The organism is Actinoplanes sp. OR16 (assembly GCF_004001265.1).
In the GTDB taxonomy this organism is placed as follows: domain Bacteria; phylum Actinomycetota; class Actinomycetes; order Mycobacteriales; family Micromonosporaceae; genus Actinoplanes.
In genome coordinates, this window is the sequence record NZ_AP019371.1 from 6,763,205 (window position 1) to 6,778,035 (window position 14,831).

A 14,831-nucleotide genomic window follows, 5' to 3' on the forward strand; every position below is an offset into this window, starting at 1 on the left:
GGGAGTCGCACAGTGTGTCCGCAGTGGACACCGCCTGGAAAGGCAGCCGATGACCGTCACCGACATCCTGTCCCCGGAGTGCATGGCCGACCCCGTCCCGGTGTGGGAGGCGCTGCGGGAGACCCGGCCGCTCGCCTTCCACGAGGGCATGAACGCGTACGTGATCAGCCGCTACGAGGACGTCGAGCGCGCGTTCAAGGACCCGGCGTTCACCAGCGACAACTACAGCTGGCAGCTGGAGCCCGTGCACGGGCGCACGATCCTGCAGATGGACGGCCGGGAGCACGCGATCCACCGGCGGCTGGTGACCCCGGCGTTCCGGGGCAGCGAACTGACCGCCCGGTTCGTCCCGGTGATGCGGCGCAACAGCCGGGAGCTGCTCGACGACTTCCGCGACGACGGCGAGGTGGACCTCGTCGACGCGTTCACCACCCGCTATCCGATCAACGTGATCGTCGACATGCTCGGGCTGCCGAAGTCCGACCACGCGCTCTTCCACCGCTGGTACACCTCGATCATGGCGTTCCTGGCGAACCTGACGCAGGACCCGGAGGTGACCGAGCGGGGGCTGCTGACCAAGGATGAGCTGCAGGCGTACCTCCTTCCGCGCATCGCCGCACGCGTCGCCGACCCCCGCGACGACCTGCTGTCGGTGCTCGGCACCGCGGAGATCGACGGCGAGCGGATGTCCGCGCTGGAGATCAAGGCGTTCGTCAGCCTGCTGCTCGTGGCGGGCGGCGAGACCACCGACAAGGCGCTCGCCAACCTGATGCTCAACCTGGTCCGCGATCCGGAGCAGATGGCCCTGGTGCGCGCGGACCGGTCGCTGATCGCGCACGCCCTGGCCGAGACGCTGCGGCACTCGCCGCCCGTACAGATGATCATGCGGCAGCCGGCCGAGGACGTGCGGCTCTCCGGCGGGACGGTCCCGGCGGGCGCCACGGTGGTCTGCCTGATCGCGGCCGCGAACCGGGATCCCCGCCGGTACGCCGACCCGGACCGCTTCGACGTCACCCGCCCCGACCTCGACTTCGCCAAGGCGTTCACCGCCGCGGCCGACCACACCGGTTTCGCCCTGGGCCGTCACTTCTGCGTCGGCGCGATGCTGGCGAAGGCCGAGGTGGAGGTGGCGGTGAACGCGTTGCTCGACGCGATGGACGACATCGAACTGGCCGAGCCACCGGTGCCGCAGGGCGTGTTCACCCGGGCGCCGGGGTCGCTGCGGCTGCGGTTCCGCCCTACGCTCTCCGGGTGATCTCACGCGGGCGAACCCTCAGCGGCTGGCTGCTCCTCGCCGCGGTGCTCACCCTCCTGGTCAAGCTCGCGCTCGACACACTGGACAGCGGTCTCGCCGGCTGGGTCCTGCCGATCATCGCGGTGCCGGCCTGCGTGCTGGTGAGCATCCCGCTGCACGAGGGCGGCCACCTACTAGCGGCGCTCGTCACGCGTCTGAAGATCATCGAGACCCGCATCCGGTACGCCGAACCCGCCTACGTCCGCGTCACCACCGATCCCGGCAGCCCTCTGCTGCCGCTGCGGTTCGTCCTGTTCCACCTGGCCGGACCGGCGGTGAACGTGCTGCTCGCGGCCGGCCTGTCGAAGGCGGGAACGGCGGATCTGCCGATGACCGTCCGGGAGTGCGCGCTGATGGCGGCGTTCGCCTCCGGACTGATCGGCCTGCTGAGCCTGCTCCCGCAGAGGCTCGGCACGCTCCACAGCGACGGCACCCACGTCCTGCGCTGGCTCTTCCGCCCGGCCCGCGCCCGAGCCGCCGCCTCGGCCGGTGGCGCAAATCCGGCGCCGGCGGTGATCCCGGGACTCCCTGAACTGCATCGCATGGTGGTGGACGGCCGGCCGGTCGACCCGCAGACGCTGGCCCGGCTCGCAGCGACGGCCTCGGCCCTGGCCGGGGGCGGTGGACGACCACGCGACCATTGGCATCTGGTGGCCCGGGCGATCGTGGAGCTGCGGAACGACCGGCCCGCCGACGCTCGCCGGATCCTGCTGGGCATCGCGCCGTCGGCCGAGCCCGACGTGACCGCCGCCCTGCTGATCCGGGTGGTGGCCGCGACCGCGCTGGGCGACACCGCCCAGGCCGAGCGGGTGCTGACCGCGCTGCGCGCCGCCCACGACCGAGCCGGCCGGCCGGACGGGGCCGCCACCCCGCCAGCCGAGAATCTGATCGCCCAGTCCTCCGAGATCTCGGGTTGAGACCCGCGCCCGATGCTTCGGGATGGCTTCCGGCCGGCCGATCCCTGCTGTCCCGCGGCCTGGCCGGGGATTCACACGTCGCGACGCCGATGCACGGACACGGCGGCTGCGAGGAGGATCAGCGGCCACAGCGCGTACACGAGCCAGGCCGTGGTGGCGGTCGCGTAGATGTCGCCGACCGCCTCCGGCGACCCGTACGCCTGAGTCAGTCGCTGCCACGCCGGGAGCAGCATCGCATGGTTGATCATCCGCGATGGTTCCTGACGGGTGCCGACCATCTGCGGCGCCAGGACCAGCAGGAGGATCCCGGCGACGTACACGGCGCCGGCATGGCGTACGAGCACGGCGAGAGCGAGGCCGGTCAGAGCGCACACCGGTCCGATCAGGATCGCCGCGAGCAGGGCGGCGCCCGTTCCGGGACGGCTGAGCGTCACATCGCCGAGGATGAGCCCGGTGACGGTGAACGAGCTCGCGGCCATGACCGTGCCGGCGACCGTCCAGACGGCGGCGATCACGGCTGCCTTGGCCAGAACGACTTCGGCGCGGGCCGGCACGGCGACCGAGGTGGCCCGGATGAGGCCGCTGCCGTACTCGCCGAGCATCGCCGCGGAACCGAAGGCCGTCGCCGCCACGATCAGCACCAGGAAGCCGGCCACCGGGAAGGCGTCGCTGAGCTGGAACCCGTTCTCCGGCGGGCTCGTGTAAGCGTCGGCCACCGCCGAGCCGACCACTGCCGAAGTGGTCCCTGCCAGAGTCCACCGGGTGGAGCGCAACGAGCGCATCTTGATCCATTCGGCCGCGATCACGTCGCGCATCACGCACCACCGGCCCGGTAGTCGACGCTGGCGGAGGTCAAGCGTAGGAAGACGTCCTCCAGGGAGTCGCCGGCGAACGAATCGATCGAGCCGGCGGCGAGGAGCCGGCCCTGGCCGATCACGACGACGTCGTCGGCGGTCGCCGCCATCTCACCGATCAAGTGGCTGGAGAGGAAGACGGTGCGGCCCTCGGCGGCGAGCCGCCGGAACAGCCCGCGCGCCCAGTGGATTCCCTCCGGGTCCATCCCGTTCACCGGTTCGTCGAAGATGAGCACCGGCGGGTCACCGAGAAGGGCCGTGGCCACGCCGAGCCGCTGCCGCATGCCCAGGGAGTAGGTGCCGACGAGCCGGTGCGCGACCGCGGTGAGGCCGACCTCGGCGAGCACGTCGCCGACCCGCCTTCCCGGCAGGCCGTTGCTGCGGGCCAGCGCCGCCAGATGCACCGCGGCGGACAGGCCGGGATGCGCCTGCCGGCCGTCGAGCAGCGCGCCGGCGTGCCGCAGACCGCGCCGGTGCGAGCGGAACGGCACTCCACCGATCGTGGCAGCGCCGCTGGTTGCGGCATCGAGGCCGAGGAGCACCCGCAGTGTGGTCGTCTTGCCGGCGCCGTTCGGGCCGAGGAACCCGGTGACCCGGCCGGGCCGGGCGGTGAACGACAGCCCGGCCACCGCGGTGGTGGATCCGTACCGTTTGGTCAGTCGATCGACTTCAATCATGCCGGTCACTGTTCCGGTCGTCGCCGGCCGCGTCATCGGACCACAGCAGCCCGGGGGATACCGACCGTGGTCGTACGCCCGTGGTCGGATGTCCTCCCCGCGGCCGCGCCGATAGGCTCGCCACATGTCCGAACCGCCGCGCAGCCTGCCGCCGGGTGGCTGGGTGGCGCTGCTCTGGTCGATCGCCGTGTTCTGGGCGTTGCGCGGCTACTCCGGACTGCCCGGCCTGCCGTCCGTGGTGTCCCCGCGGCCGGCCTGGTGCTGGGCCGTCGTCGCCGCCGCGGCCGTGACCGGGCTCGGCGCGAGCACTCAGGTGCGCCGTCGTCCCCTGACAGCGTCGTACTCACTGGTCGTCTCCGCCGTCGCGCTGGTGCTCGCCGTGGGCCCGCCGGGCCTCGCCGCCCATCCGGACCAGATGCTGGGCCTGCTCCTGCTCGCCGCCGACCTGGTGCTCGCCCGTGTCGTCATGGCCCGGCCGCCCCTGGCGTGGAGTGCCGCGCTGCTCCCGGTGCTCGCCGCCCTGCCGGCCGCCGCGCTGTTGCGGGTGGTCTTCGGGCAGCCCTTCCCGGGCGCCGACGCCGGTGCCGTCGTCGACGGGACCGTCTGGCTGGCATACGCGGTGCTGCCCGCCCTGGTCGCCGGCCTGCTCGGCTACTCGGTCCGGCAAGCCGGGGAGTACGCCCGGCGGCTCCGCGAGCAGGCCGCCGAGCAGGCCGTGACGGCCGAACGGCTGCGCATCTCCCGGGAACTGCACGACCACGTCGCGCACAGCGTCGGCGTCATCGCGCTGCAGGCCGGGGCGGCGGCCCGGGTCATGGACACCCAGCCGGAACGGGCCCGTGAGGCGATGCGCGCCATCGAGGCCACCAGCCGGGACACCCTGTCCGGGCTGCGCCGCATGCTCGGCGGCCTCCGGCACGACACGAAGGCGGTGCTGCGGGAGGACACGGAAGCCGGGCTGCGGCACGACGCCGAGGCGGCGCTGCGGCCCGCACCCGGACTGGCCGATCTGGAGCAGCTCGTGGGCGCCACGACGGCCGCGGGCGTGGCGGTCGCGCTGACCGTCAGCGGCGATCGGCGGCCACTCGCCGCCGACATCGAGCTCTCCGCCTACCGGATCATCCAGGAGTCGCTCACCAACGTGCTGCGCCACGCGGGCGCCGAGACCTGCCGGATCTCGGTCGACTACGGCTCCGGCGAACTGGCCATCGAGGTGACCGACGACGGCCGCGGCGGCGACCCGGCGACCGGAGGCTTCGGCCTGGCCGGCCTGCGCGAGCGGGTCGCCCTGGCCGACGGCACCATCACCGCGGGAGCACGGCGAGGCGGCGGCTTCCAGGTGGCGGCGCGGCTGCCGGTCGGGCCATGACGGCGGTGCGAGTGCTGCTCGCCGACGACCACGCGTTGATCCGCAGCGCCCTGCAGATGGTCCTGGCCGACGCCGGCGACATCGAGGTGGCCGGTGAGGCGGGGACCGGCGCCGACGCCGTGCGGCTGAGCCGTGAGCTGAGTCCCGACGTGGTGCTGATGGACATCCGGATGCCCGGCCTCGACGGCATCGAGGCGACCCGCCGGATCACCGCCGAACCCGGCGCGCCCCGCGTCGTCGTGCTGACCACGTTCGACGACGATGAGAACGTGTACGGGGCACTGCGCGCCGGGGCATCCGGTTTCCTGGTCAAGGACATGGCGCTCGAAGAGATCGTCGCCGGCATCCGGGTGGTCGCGACCGGGGATGCGCTGATCGCCCCGAGCGTGACCCGGCGCCTCATCGCGATGGTGGTCAAGCATCCGTCGCCGGTGCCGGACGGCCCGGTGTCGCTGGACGGCGTCACCGAGCGTGAACGCGAGGTGCTGACCCTGATCGGGCAGGGCGCCACCAACGCCGAGATCGCCGAGCGGATGCACATCACGACCCCCACGGTGAAGAGCCATGTGGGCCGGCTGATGACCAAACTGGCCGCTCGCGACCGGGTGCAGTTGGTGATCGTCGCGTACCGGACCGGTCTCGTCGTCCCTTGACCCGGGTGCGGGAGGGCGCCCGCCCGGACGGCGGGCGCCCCGCGCTGCTACTTGTACGTGATGTCGCTCTGGGTGACCTTGCAGTTGGCGTCGTTCCAGCCTTCGCCGAGGTACTTGGGCTCGCTGCCCTTGGCGACGCCCTGGTACTTGCCGCAGACCGTGGCGCCGGAGCTGTTGGTCAGGGTGACGCGGGTGATGGTGGCCGTGTCGCCCCAGTTGCTGTTGATGCCGGCGACCATGTCGATGTCGTTCAGCAGCACGTTGTCGATTCTCACGTGGCGCTGGTAGGAGTTGGTGCAGTTGCCGCAGCCGCGGTAGAGCTTCCCGGATCCGCTCAGGTAGAAGCCGGAGATGTTGACCGTGCCGTTGCCGTTGTGCTGGAAGGTCTTGTCGCTGCCGCCCTTGGCGCCGCCGCCGATGACGTAACTGGTGCCGCCGCCGGTGCCCTTGAAGGTGGCGGCGTCCTCGCCGATGTCGTTCCACCAGACGTTGCGGATCGTGCAGGTGCCTTCGCAGTGCACGCCGTCGCCGGCGGGGGATCCGATGATGACGTTCTGCAGGGTGCCGCCGTTGGCGATGCTGAACATCGGGTCCTGCGATTCGCTCTGCGAGCCGTCGCCGATGCAGCAGTAGGTCTTCATGCCGCCGTCGAAGGTGCCGGAGACGTCGACCGTGCTGCTGATCGACACCGAGCCCTTCGAGGACGGCCAGGCGCCGGTCGGGGTTCCGGTGCCGCTGGTCGGGCTCGGGCTGCTGGTGGGGCTGCTCGTCGGGCTGCTCGTCGGGCTGCTGGTCGGCGTGGAGCCGCCGTTGTAGGACTCGAACTCGGCGATCCGCGGGGCGGCGGACGCGCTGGTGATCTCGAACGTGAGCTTCTTCAGCGACGTCGCCGAGAACGTGATCGTGCTCGGGCTGCCGCTGCCGGAGGAGAGCACGCTGCCGCTGTCGGCGTTGAGAACACGCCAGGCGCTGATCGAGCCACCGCCTGCGGCCTGCCTGATGACGGCCGAGGAGACCGTCGTCGCGCTGCTCCACTTGACCGAGACGTAGCCGGTCGCGCTCGCCGGTGACCAGTAGGTCCCGGTGTTGCCGTCCCGGACGTTGCCGTAGCTGGTGCCGCTGGCCTTGCTGGAGCCGTCGGCGCCGGCGCCGAGGCTCAGGTTGTCCGCGGCCAGGGCCTGCGCCGACGGCAGCGCAACCATGATCGCGGCGCTCGTGACGGCGGTGGCCGCCACGGCGATCCATCGCAGAGCGACGGGTCTTCTCATCGATCTCTCACCTTCATGCGGGGATGGGCGGAGCGCCTTCAAGCGGGGGGAAAGCGCTTTCCTGGCGAGGATAGAGAGTCGTCAATATGATCGCAAGAAGGGGCGCGCACCGCGCCGATGCCGGCGACCACCACGGCGGCGACTCCGGCCAGGTCGTTCAGGCCGGCGCCCTGCCCGAGCAGCACCAGCCCGGCCAGCAGAGCGAACGCCGGCTCCAGGCACATCAGCGTGGAGAACGCCGCCGTGGGCAGCCGCCGCAGCGCCAGCAGTTCCAGGAGGAACGGCAGGAAGGGTACGAGGACCGCGAGCGCGAATCCGGTCACGGCGAGCGACCAGGTGAGCTCGCCGAGGGGTGGTGGCCCGGCCACCAGCGTGATGACCAGGGCGGCGACCGGCATCGACACGGCCAGGCCCTTGATGCCGTGGCTCTCGTCGCCTACCCGCTCGGTGAACACGATGTACCCGGCGTAGCAGACCGCCGACAGCAGCGCGAACACCACGCCCAGCAGGTCCGGGGCGCCGGTCCACGGGCGGGTCAGCAGCAGGACCCCGGCGCCCGCCACGGCCGGCCAGACCCAGGCGGCGCGGCGGCGGCCGGTCAGCGCCGCGACGGTGAGCGGGCCGAGGAACTCGATGGCGCCGGCCGTGCCGAGCGGCAGCCGGTCCGCGGCCGACATGAAGAAGATCGCCATTCCGGCCGAGGCCACCCCGAGCAGTGCTCCGGCCCGCAGGGCGGCGGCCGAGTACGTGTAGCGCCACGGCCGGACGATCGCCACGATCAGCAGGGCGGCGCAGGTCAGCCGCAGCCACGCGGCGCCGAGCGGGCCGAGGTCGTCGAGGAAGCGGACGGACCCGGCCACGCCGATCTGGATGGTGAACATCGAGGCGAGCGCGAGGAGCGCCCCGTCGCGGCTGGTGGCGGTGCTCATGGGGGCCAGTGGATCAGCCACCGACCGTTCACGTCCACGTGGCGGTCACGAACTCACCGTCCACGGTTTGCGTACGATCGGGAAATGGATCCGAAGCTCTTGACGGTCCTGCTGGAGCTCGCCCGGCTCGGCTCGATGCGGGCGGTCGCCGACGTGATGCGGACCAGCACCTCGACGATCTCCCAGCAGATCGCCACCCTGGGCCGGCAGGCCGGTGCCGAACTGCTGGAACGCGACGGCCGGGGCGTGCGGCTGAGCCCGGCGGGCCGTCGCCTGGCCGGGCACGCGGTCACGATCCTGGCCGCCGTCGACGCGGCGCGCGCCGATCTCGACCCGGACGCCGAGCCGGCCGGCGTGGTGCGGGTGGCCGGCTCGGCGACCACGCTGCGGCGCGCCGTGATTCCGGTGATCACCTCGCTGGCCGGGCGGCGGTCCGGCGTACAGGTGCTGGTCTCGGAATTGGAACCCGGCGAGGCGACCGAGGCGCTGCTCACGAATCAGATCGACCTGGCCCTGGTGTACGACTACAACCTGGCGCCGGCCGCGCGGGACCCGTCGTTCGCGTCGCGGCCGCTGTGGCAGAGCGACTGGGGTCTCGGGGTGCCCGCCGAGCACGCCGCCGGGGCCGGGCGCCTGCCGTCGCCGGAGTTGTTCGCCCGGTTCGCGGGCACGGCGTGGATCGGCAATCCGCGTAACCCCGCCGAGGAGGCCGCGCTGCGGGTGATCGCCGCGATGGCCGGGTTCGAGCCGCGCCTCTACCACCACGCCGACAGCCTGGACCTGGTCGAGGACCTGATCGTCACCGGCAGCGGGGTCGGCCTGCTGCCGATCGGCCGCGCCACCCGTCCCGGCGTCGTCGTCCAGCCGCTCCGTGATCCGGCGATCCACCTGCGGATCTTCGCGTGGACCAAGCGGGGACGCCTGACCTGGCCGCCGCTGGCGATGGTCCTCGGCCTGCTGTCAGATCACGGCGCAAATGATGCCCCGGAGCCGGGGGAGGCGGAGGCTCGGACGGGTCGAGAGGAGACCTCACCATGGCCGGAACCCTGAGCCCGTGGCCGAACACCCGGCAGGGCGACAAGGAACATCCCGTCATCACCCTGCAGTACCTGCTGCGGGCACGCGGGCAGACGATCACTGTGGACGGCATCTTCGGGCCGAAGACGGATGCGGCGGTCCGGGCCTTCCAGAAGTCCCGGAAGCTGACCGTCGACGGCGTCGTCGGCCCGAACACCTGGTCGGCGCTGATCATCGAGGTGCGGCGCGGCTCCGAGGGCGACGCGGTCCGCGGTGTGCAGGAGGAGTTCCAGTTCCGCGACCTGTCCGGCGACCCGTCGAAGGGTCCGCAGGTGGACGGCGTCTTCGGCGCCGAGACCGAGGCGGCGGTCCGCGGCTTCCAGGAGGCGATCCACGCCGATGTGCCGTCCATGGCCGTCGACGGGATCGTGGGTCCGATGACGTGGCAGGCGCTGGTCAGCGGCATGCTGTCGTTCTGACGATCTTCGCGCCATAATGCCGGGCATGAAGCCCGCCGCCCGGTTCGCCGCCGTCGCAGCCCTGCTGTTCGTCACCGCTGCCGGTCTGGCCTCGCTGCTGTTCGTGCCGGTGCGCGGCAGCATCGAGAAGGGGTTCGAGCCCGGTGAACCCGTGGTCCTGCCGCTGAAGCCGGAGGCGACGATGGTGTGGGCCACCACCAGGACGGCGGTGTGGTGCGACTACCCCGACCAGGACGGCGGCTTCTCGCAGGTGTCGATGCGGGACCAGGATCTGTGGATCGAGAGGAAACGCACCACCTGGTACGGCGTCCTCACCCTGCAGTCCTGGCCGGCCGGGGACCGCACCGTCACCTGCGACGGAGGGATCGAGCTCGCGATCGGGAGGCCACCGCTGGTGCACGACGCCCGTACCGAAGCCCTGGTGATCCTCGGATCCTTCTTCGCCGCGGCGGCGGGACTCGGCCTGGCCGCCGCCGCGCTGGCGCGGCGGCGGACGACTCAGCGCGCGATGTAACGACCTCCGCGACCGCGGATGATCTTCCGGGTCCTGATTTCTCTACAATGCGCCGGTGGCGCTTGATCGCAGGACCTATCGGATCGTCGACGGTGAGCAGATCGAGGGCACCTGGCGGCCGGTCTTCATCCGGAACGGGCGGAACCAGTTCCTGACCGACCTGCTGATCTACGCGGACGGTTTGATCTACTGCTGGGACTGGGTGGATCTGGACGGCCTGCGGGCGAAGCTCGCCAGCGGCAAGGTCACCACCACTCCGGAGCCCGGGATTCCGGTCTCGGCGCATCACCTGGCGTCCTGGACGGTCACCGACCCGGCCGGCTACGTGACCGCCGAGGACCTGGTCGGCGAGGTGGCCGACGAGATCGACACGCTCAATGGCCGTCCTGATGCGACGCGGCGCTGCCTGCGGGCGCTCGCCGTCTTCCTCGCCGACCGGACCGAGGGGAACCGGGAGCTGCTGGCCGCCGCCTATCGCGCGATCCCGTCTCATCTGCGGGTCTACGCGCTCGGCGACATGGACTACCGGGACTGGCCCCTCGAAGTCCTCTGCACCCCGGTCGCCGACCTGGTCGACGACGCCGACGCCGACGCCGACGAGAAGATCACCTTCGCGGAGTACGCGGAGGCGGTCGCCTACTTCTCCGGCTGGGTCCCGCCGGCCTCGGCCGCCGATCGGGTTTCCGGGCCGACGGTGAAACTGGCGACGATCCCCGGCCGCTTCCCGTCGCCGCCGGGCGTCGAATGCCTGCGCAACGAGTGCCCGGCGCCGATCGAGCTCGGCGGGATCACCTATCCGACGGCTCTGCACGCCTATTGGGCGCTGGCCGTGACCACTGACACGGACCGGCTCGCGGTTCGCGACGCGCCCCACTATTCCGACGCTTCGGTGGTGGCGCAGCAACTCGGTGTGCGGGACGACTGGCCGGCGGTCCGGCTGGCCGCCATGCACACTGTCGTCCGCGCGAAGTTCCAGCAGCACCCCGACCTGGCCGCGGTGCTGGCCGGCACCGGCGACGGCCGGATCGAGTACAACGTCAGCTCGCCCTACTGGAGTGGTGGCAAGGAGGGCCGCAACTGGATGGGCCGTCTCCTCGAACTCGTCCGCTCCGAGATGGCGGGCCTCTAGGGCTCTCCGGCGCCGGCCTCGCTCGTCGTCGCGTTCTCCTCGCCGGCGGTGGTGCGCAGCAGAGCGGGCGTGTCCCTCGTACAAGGAAGGGTCAGACCTGGGGAAGCTCGTAGCGTGCGCTGTCGTCGGGGACGCCGCGTGCCTGGGCCGCCCGGCCCAGTAGCAGTGCGTAAGCGAGGAACGCGAGCCAGACCACCGCGCCGAGACCGATGCGGGCGGCCGGCGGCAGCGTCGAGGGCGTGAGATACGCCTCCAGCGCGCCGGCGATCGCCAGCACCGGAACGAGACCGACAGCGATCAGCATGCCGGAGCGTGCTCGATCGGTGAGGGCCTGCCGCCTGGTCCGCGACGGGCCGGGGGCGATCCAGGCCCAGCCGATCCGCAGACCGACCGCCGCGCCGATGAAGACGCAGGTCAGCTCCAGGAGGCCGTGCGGCGCGAGGTAGGTCAGGAACGTGCCGCCGGCGCCGTTGCCGAAGAGGACACCGCCGGTGATGCTGATGTTGAGCAGGTTCACGCCGAGTAGGTAGAAGACCGGCAGGATCAGTACCCCGGCCGCGATGCACTGGGCCGTGAGCACGGCGTTGTTCGTCCAGACCTGGCCGGCGAAGTTCTGCGGCCGATACTGACTGTAATAGCCGACGAAGTCACCGCCGACCAGGTCGGTGATCTGCTGCTCGCTGAGGAAGGGCGCGAGGACCTGCGGGTACGCGTTGATGTACCAGGTCAGCGTGCTACCCGCGATCATCAGCAGGATGCCGAGGGTGATCCACCAGTGGCGTGCGGCGTAGAGCTGCGCCGGGAACGTCCGCAGGAAGAACCGGGGGATCGACCGCCAGACGAATCCTTGTCCGCGATTGATCGCGGCGCGACCGGCCATCAGCTGCCGGGAGAGATCGGCGAGCACGACCGGGTCGGGGGAGCGGCGGCGCAGCACCGACAGGTGCGTGGCGGCCCGCTGGTAGAGCATGACCAGTTCGTCGGCCTCCGCGGCGCTGAGCCGGCGACGCCGTGCGAGCTGTTCCATCCGGTCCCACTCGCCGGCGCGGTCCAGCACGTATGCGTCCAGATCCACCCGTCGGCCTTTCGTGTTTACTGTCCGGGTGACTGTGCTGGGTGACGGGCGGGTTGTCAACGCGGAGGCGGTGGCGCTCGACGTGCGCCCGGCCCGGCTCGGCTCCCGGGCGCTCGCGCTCGCCTTCGACATCGGCGCGCAGGTGGTGCTCGCCCTGTTCCTGCTGCTGCTCACCTCCATCACGCTGCGTGTGTTGCCGCCCAGCATCGTCGACGACGCGTTGTCCGACACGGTGATCCGCGTCGTGGTGGTGATCGTGCTGCTCGGCTATCCGACGCTGATCGAGACCCTGACGAACGGCCGCAGCGTCGGCAAACTCGTCGTCGGTCTGCGGGTGGTCCGCGAGGACGGCGGGCCGATCCGGGTGCGGCACGCGTTCACCCGCTCGCTGGTCGGCTTCGCCATCGAGTGGCCCGGCCTGCTGTTCCCCCTAGTCACCTGGATGATCAGCTTCGGCACGATGATCGGCTCGTCGCGCGGGCGCCGGATCGGGGATCTCGCCGCGGGCACGATGGTGGTGCACGTGCGGCGGCCGTACCCGTGGCTGCCGGTCCCGCCCATGCCGGCCGCCCTCGGCCCGTGGGCGGTGGTCGCCGACCTGTCCGCGCTCGACGACGGGCTGGCGCTCGCCGTCCGGCAGTATCTGTCGCGGGCGCCGGTGCTGCGCGAGCCGCAGCGATCCCGGCTCGGTCATGAACTGGCGTCCGAAGTGGCGGCTGCGGTACGCCCGGCTCCTCCGGCCGGCACCCCGCCGGACGCGTATCTGGCCGCGGTCCTGGCTGAGCGGCGGCGGCGGGCGGAGGCGATTCCGGGCGTGCGGGCGATGTCTGAGATATCGGAGAAGTCGGCCGTGGTCGCCGGTCTGCGTCCGGCGTCTCCACGCTGAATGAGACTGCGCTGAATCAGACTGCGCTGAATCAGACTGCGCTGGATCAGCAGGTCACCTGTGTCCGGCCGGTCTTCTGGGTCCACTCGCAGGTGTCAGTGATCTTGCCGGTCGTATCCCGCAGGGTCGCCGTGTCACCGGGGTTGTTCCACAGGTAGTTGCCGCTGTTCCAGTATCGGTGCGTGGCCGTGTCGGCACCCCGCCCGGTGTGCAGCCAGATCCGCCCCTTGGCGGCGATCGTGGCCACGCCGAACGTGTACGCCCGCCCACCCTGCTCCCGGATCGACCAGCCGGTGATCGAGACCGGCTTCGCCCCGTCGTTGACCAGCGAGATCCACTCGGCGTTGAGGCTCTCCGCGCTGCGGGTGTCCTTGCCTGGCGAGTCGTACTGCGCGACGTCGAGCCGCGGCACCGGCGTGGTGACGGCAGCCGGGTCGCCCTGCACGACGCCGAGCGGCGCGACGACGGCGGTCAGGGCGGCAGCGGTCAGCAGCATCATCACACCAGCGAGCGTCGGCCGGCCGAGCCTTTCCGCGAGCCAGATTCCCGGAAGATCCGCTGTCCGGGTGACGTGCGCGCCGTTGCCTCGCCACATGAGCCCGGGCCGGGCCCTCGGCGGCAGGGATGTGATCCTCAGGTGTTCTTGCGGTTGCGGTAGGTGCGCGTCTTGCTGCGATTGCCGCACACCTCCATGGAGCACCAGCGGCCTGCGCCGTTGCGGGAGGTGTCGAGGAAGGCGCGGCGGCAGTCCGGGGCCGCGCAGAGGCGGAGGCGGTGCCAGGTGCCGTCGGCCACGGCGTGGGCCACGGCGACGACGATGACCGCCAAGGCCGGGTCGGGGACGGTGGAGGCGAGGCGGAGGCGGCCGTCGGGAAACGTCTCGAGGCGGATCGGGAAGGCGGCGAGCGGGTCGACGCCGACGCCTGACAGACTGGTACGCAAGGCCGCTCGCAGCTCGGCGGCCCCGGCCGAGTCCGCCACCTGGTGAGTGGACACCCAGGCGGACAGAGTGTCGGCGCCCTGATGGGGCACGCCGTGGCGGCTGAAGGTGCGCTCGTCGAGAGTGTTCAGAAACTCCTCGACTACCCGGAGGTCGATCACCAGAACACTGTACAACACCACTGTGGCCTTTCGATGGTGTTGCATAAGGATGGTTGCCGAGTAGGTGGCCGGGGCGTCTGGGGGAACGCCCCTGCCGGTGAGGATGGGCCATGGGGACGGGTGCTCGCCGCGTGATTATCCGCCGTACAGCTCGCCGCACGCGCTCGACAGATCGAGCCAGGCCTGGGCCATCGCGAGGTTGAGCTTCTGCTCGGGTTTCGGCGCGGCGGCGGCCACCGCGGCGCTGGTCTCCCGGACCTCGCCGGCCGCCGTGCGGATCGACTCCTGAGTGGCCTGCGCCGCGACCTGCGCCGCCTGGCCGGTGCGCGCCGGATCGAGGTGGGCCTTCGCCACGTTGACCTCGGTCACCGCGGCACACGCGACCTTGTTGGTGTCGGTCTGGGCGACCGGTTCGGGAGCCTCGGCCGGCTCGGCGCCACAGCCCGGGAGAATCAGCAGAAGAGCGGGGAGAAAAAGCGCTTTACGCATCCGGGGACCATAGCGGCCGGTCCTTTTCGCGGCCGATTCCGGTGTCCGAACACGAGCATTCTCCGGTCTGTTCTCACCATTCTGGTGACCGCCCGTGAAAAGTGAGCGGAATTCGTCCGGCGGCGGCTATGCATAACGAGCGGCGCGGGGGAGAGCGACGCGGGACACCCCATCGGGCGA

The 14,831-nt window shown here is 71.5% G+C and carries 16 protein-coding genes and 1 pseudogene; 9 read left to right on the forward strand and 8 right to left on the reverse strand.

All coding sequences use genetic code 11. The features are described 5' to 3' along the window. Window positions 1–49: 49 nt before the first annotated feature. Window positions 50–1,255: a cytochrome P450 gene (locus EP757_RS30965; protein ID WP_127551950.1), complete on the forward strand. Its 1,206-nt coding sequence runs from the start codon at window positions 50–52 to the stop codon at window positions 1,253–1,255. Beyond that, on the forward strand, window positions 1,252–2,211 hold the full coding sequence (locus EP757_RS30970) for a hypothetical protein (protein ID WP_127551951.1): 960 nt from the start codon (window positions 1,252–1,254) through the stop codon (window positions 2,209–2,211). Before EP757_RS30965 ends, EP757_RS30970 begins: the two co-directional genes overlap by 4 nt. 71 nt (window positions 2,212–2,282) lie before the next feature. On the opposite strand, the gene EP757_RS30975 is transcribed toward EP757_RS30970, so the two are convergent. Both EP757_RS30975 and EP757_RS30980 read right to left on the reverse strand, forming a co-directional pair. Further along, window positions 2,283–3,026: an ABC transporter permease subunit gene (locus EP757_RS30975; RefSeq protein WP_127551952.1), complete on the reverse strand. Its 744-nt coding sequence runs from the start codon at window positions 3,024–3,026 to the stop codon at window positions 2,283–2,285. Between the two features lie 71 nt (window positions 3,027–3,097). Beyond that, window positions 3,098–3,742: pseudogene (locus EP757_RS30980) on the reverse strand (ABC transporter ATP-binding protein); the annotation flags it as partial. A 124-nt stretch (window positions 3,743–3,866) separates the two neighbouring features. Here EP757_RS30980 and EP757_RS30985 point away from each other — a divergent pair. Together EP757_RS30985 and EP757_RS30990 are read left to right on the forward strand one after the other, a co-directional pair. Beyond that, complete coding sequence (locus EP757_RS30985) at window positions 3,867–5,111, forward strand: sensor histidine kinase (RefSeq protein ID WP_127551954.1); 1,245 nt, start codon at window positions 3,867–3,869, stop codon at window positions 5,109–5,111. Further along, window positions 5,108–5,764, forward strand: coding sequence for a response regulator transcription factor (locus EP757_RS30990; RefSeq protein ID WP_127551955.1), 657 nt, complete (start codon window positions 5,108–5,110; stop codon window positions 5,762–5,764). The genes EP757_RS30985 and EP757_RS30990 overlap by 4 nt, the downstream gene beginning before the upstream one ends. A 47-nt stretch (window positions 5,765–5,811) precedes the next feature. Here EP757_RS30990 and EP757_RS30995 read toward each other — a convergent pair whose 3' ends face one another. After that, window positions 5,812–7,032: a pectate lyase gene (locus EP757_RS30995; protein WP_127551956.1), complete on the reverse strand. Its 1,221-nt coding sequence runs from the start codon at window positions 7,030–7,032 to the stop codon at window positions 5,812–5,814. Between the two features lie 38 nt (window positions 7,033–7,070). Then, window positions 7,071–7,961, reverse strand: a complete 891-nt coding sequence (locus tag EP757_RS31000) for a DMT family transporter (RefSeq protein ID WP_127551957.1) — start codon at window positions 7,959–7,961, stop codon at window positions 7,071–7,073. 84 nt (window positions 7,962–8,045) lie between these two features. On the opposite strand from EP757_RS31000, the gene EP757_RS31005 reads away from it, so the two are divergent. Genes EP757_RS31005 through EP757_RS31020 form a run of 4 tightly spaced genes read left to right on the forward strand, consistent with a single transcriptional unit; the run spans window position 8,046 to window position 11,100 of the window. Then, the gene (locus EP757_RS31005; RefSeq protein ID WP_127551958.1) at window positions 8,046–9,011 is read left to right on the forward strand and encodes a LysR family transcriptional regulator; all 966 of its coding nucleotides are present in this window, start codon (window positions 8,046–8,048) and stop codon (window positions 9,009–9,011) included. After that, window positions 8,996–9,457 carry a peptidoglycan-binding protein gene (locus EP757_RS31010; protein ID WP_127551959.1) on the forward strand — a complete coding sequence of 154 codons (462 nt, stop codon included), beginning with the start codon at window positions 8,996–8,998 and terminating at the stop codon, window positions 9,455–9,457. Before EP757_RS31005 ends, EP757_RS31010 begins: the two co-directional genes overlap by 16 nt. 25 nt (window positions 9,458–9,482) lie before the next feature. Beyond that, on the forward strand, window positions 9,483–9,971 hold the full coding sequence (locus EP757_RS31015) for a hypothetical protein (RefSeq protein WP_127551960.1): 489 nt from the start codon (window positions 9,483–9,485) through the stop codon (window positions 9,969–9,971). A gap of 55 nt (window positions 9,972–10,026) precedes the next feature. Continuing rightward, complete coding sequence (locus EP757_RS31020; protein WP_127551961.1) at window positions 10,027–11,100, forward strand: NADAR family protein; 1,074 nt, start codon at window positions 10,027–10,029, stop codon at window positions 11,098–11,100. A 91-nt stretch (window positions 11,101–11,191) separates the two neighbouring features. Here the strand turns inward: EP757_RS31020 and EP757_RS31025 are convergent, their stop codons facing one another. Then, on the reverse strand, window positions 11,192–12,175 hold the full coding sequence (locus EP757_RS31025; protein WP_127551962.1) for a stage II sporulation protein M: 984 nt from the start codon (window positions 12,173–12,175) through the stop codon (window positions 11,192–11,194). 28 nt (window positions 12,176–12,203) lie between these two features. On the opposite strand from EP757_RS31025, the gene EP757_RS31030 reads away from it, so the two are divergent. Continuing rightward, a complete protein-coding gene (locus EP757_RS31030; RefSeq protein WP_232050087.1) occupies window positions 12,204–13,061 on the forward strand; it encodes an RDD family protein in 858 nt (285 codons plus the stop codon). A gap of 46 nt (window positions 13,062–13,107) precedes the next feature. Here the strand turns inward: EP757_RS31030 and EP757_RS31035 are convergent, their stop codons facing one another. The 3 genes from EP757_RS31035 to EP757_RS31045 form a co-directional block, all read right to left on the reverse strand. Continuing rightward, on the reverse strand, window positions 13,108–13,560 hold the full coding sequence (locus EP757_RS31035; protein WP_127554515.1) for a lamin tail domain-containing protein: 453 nt from the start codon (window positions 13,558–13,560) through the stop codon (window positions 13,108–13,110). A gap of 134 nt (window positions 13,561–13,694) precedes the next feature. Next, complete coding sequence (locus tag EP757_RS31040) at window positions 13,695–14,162, reverse strand: CGNR zinc finger domain-containing protein (protein ID WP_232050088.1); 468 nt, start codon at window positions 14,160–14,162, stop codon at window positions 13,695–13,697. Between the two features lie 135 nt (window positions 14,163–14,297). Next, the gene (locus tag EP757_RS31045) at window positions 14,298–14,651 is read right to left on the reverse strand and encodes a hypothetical protein (RefSeq protein WP_127551964.1); all 354 of its coding nucleotides are present in this window, start codon (window positions 14,649–14,651) and stop codon (window positions 14,298–14,300) included. Window positions 14,652–14,831: the final 180 nt, after the last annotated feature.

Bases quoted from the DNA above. Each gene is read 5' to 3' on its own strand.
- EP757_RS30965 (WP_127551950.1), top strand. From the start codon at position 50: ATGACCGTCACCGACATCCTGTCCCCGGAGTGCATGGCCGACCCCGTC.
- EP757_RS30975 (WP_127551952.1), bottom strand. From the start codon at position 3,026: ATGCGCGACGTGATCGCGGCCGAATGGATCAAGATGCGCTCGTTGCGC.
- EP757_RS30985 (WP_127551954.1), top strand. From the start codon at position 3,867: ATGTCCGAACCGCCGCGCAGCCTGCCGCCGGGTGGCTGGGTGGCGCTG.
- EP757_RS30990 (WP_127551955.1), top strand. From the start codon at position 5,108: ATGACGGCGGTGCGAGTGCTGCTCGCCGACGACCACGCGTTGATCCGC.
- EP757_RS30995 (WP_127551956.1), bottom strand. From the start codon at position 7,032: ATGAGAAGACCCGTCGCTCTGCGATGGATCGCCGTGGCGGCCACCGCC.
- EP757_RS31000 (WP_127551957.1), bottom strand. From the start codon at position 7,961: ATGAGCACCGCCACCAGCCGCGACGGGGCGCTCCTCGCGCTCGCCTCG.
- EP757_RS31005 (WP_127551958.1), top strand. From the start codon at position 8,046: ATGGATCCGAAGCTCTTGACGGTCCTGCTGGAGCTCGCCCGGCTCGGC.
- EP757_RS31010 (WP_127551959.1), top strand. From the start codon at position 8,996: ATGGCCGGAACCCTGAGCCCGTGGCCGAACACCCGGCAGGGCGACAAG.
- EP757_RS31015 (WP_127551960.1), top strand. From the start codon at position 9,483: ATGAAGCCCGCCGCCCGGTTCGCCGCCGTCGCAGCCCTGCTGTTCGTC.
- EP757_RS31035 (WP_127554515.1), bottom strand. From the start codon at position 13,560: ATGATGCTGCTGACCGCTGCCGCCCTGACCGCCGTCGTCGCGCCGCTC.
- EP757_RS31045 (WP_127551964.1), bottom strand. From the start codon at position 14,651: ATGCGTAAAGCGCTTTTTCTCCCCGCTCTTCTGCTGATTCTCCCGGGC.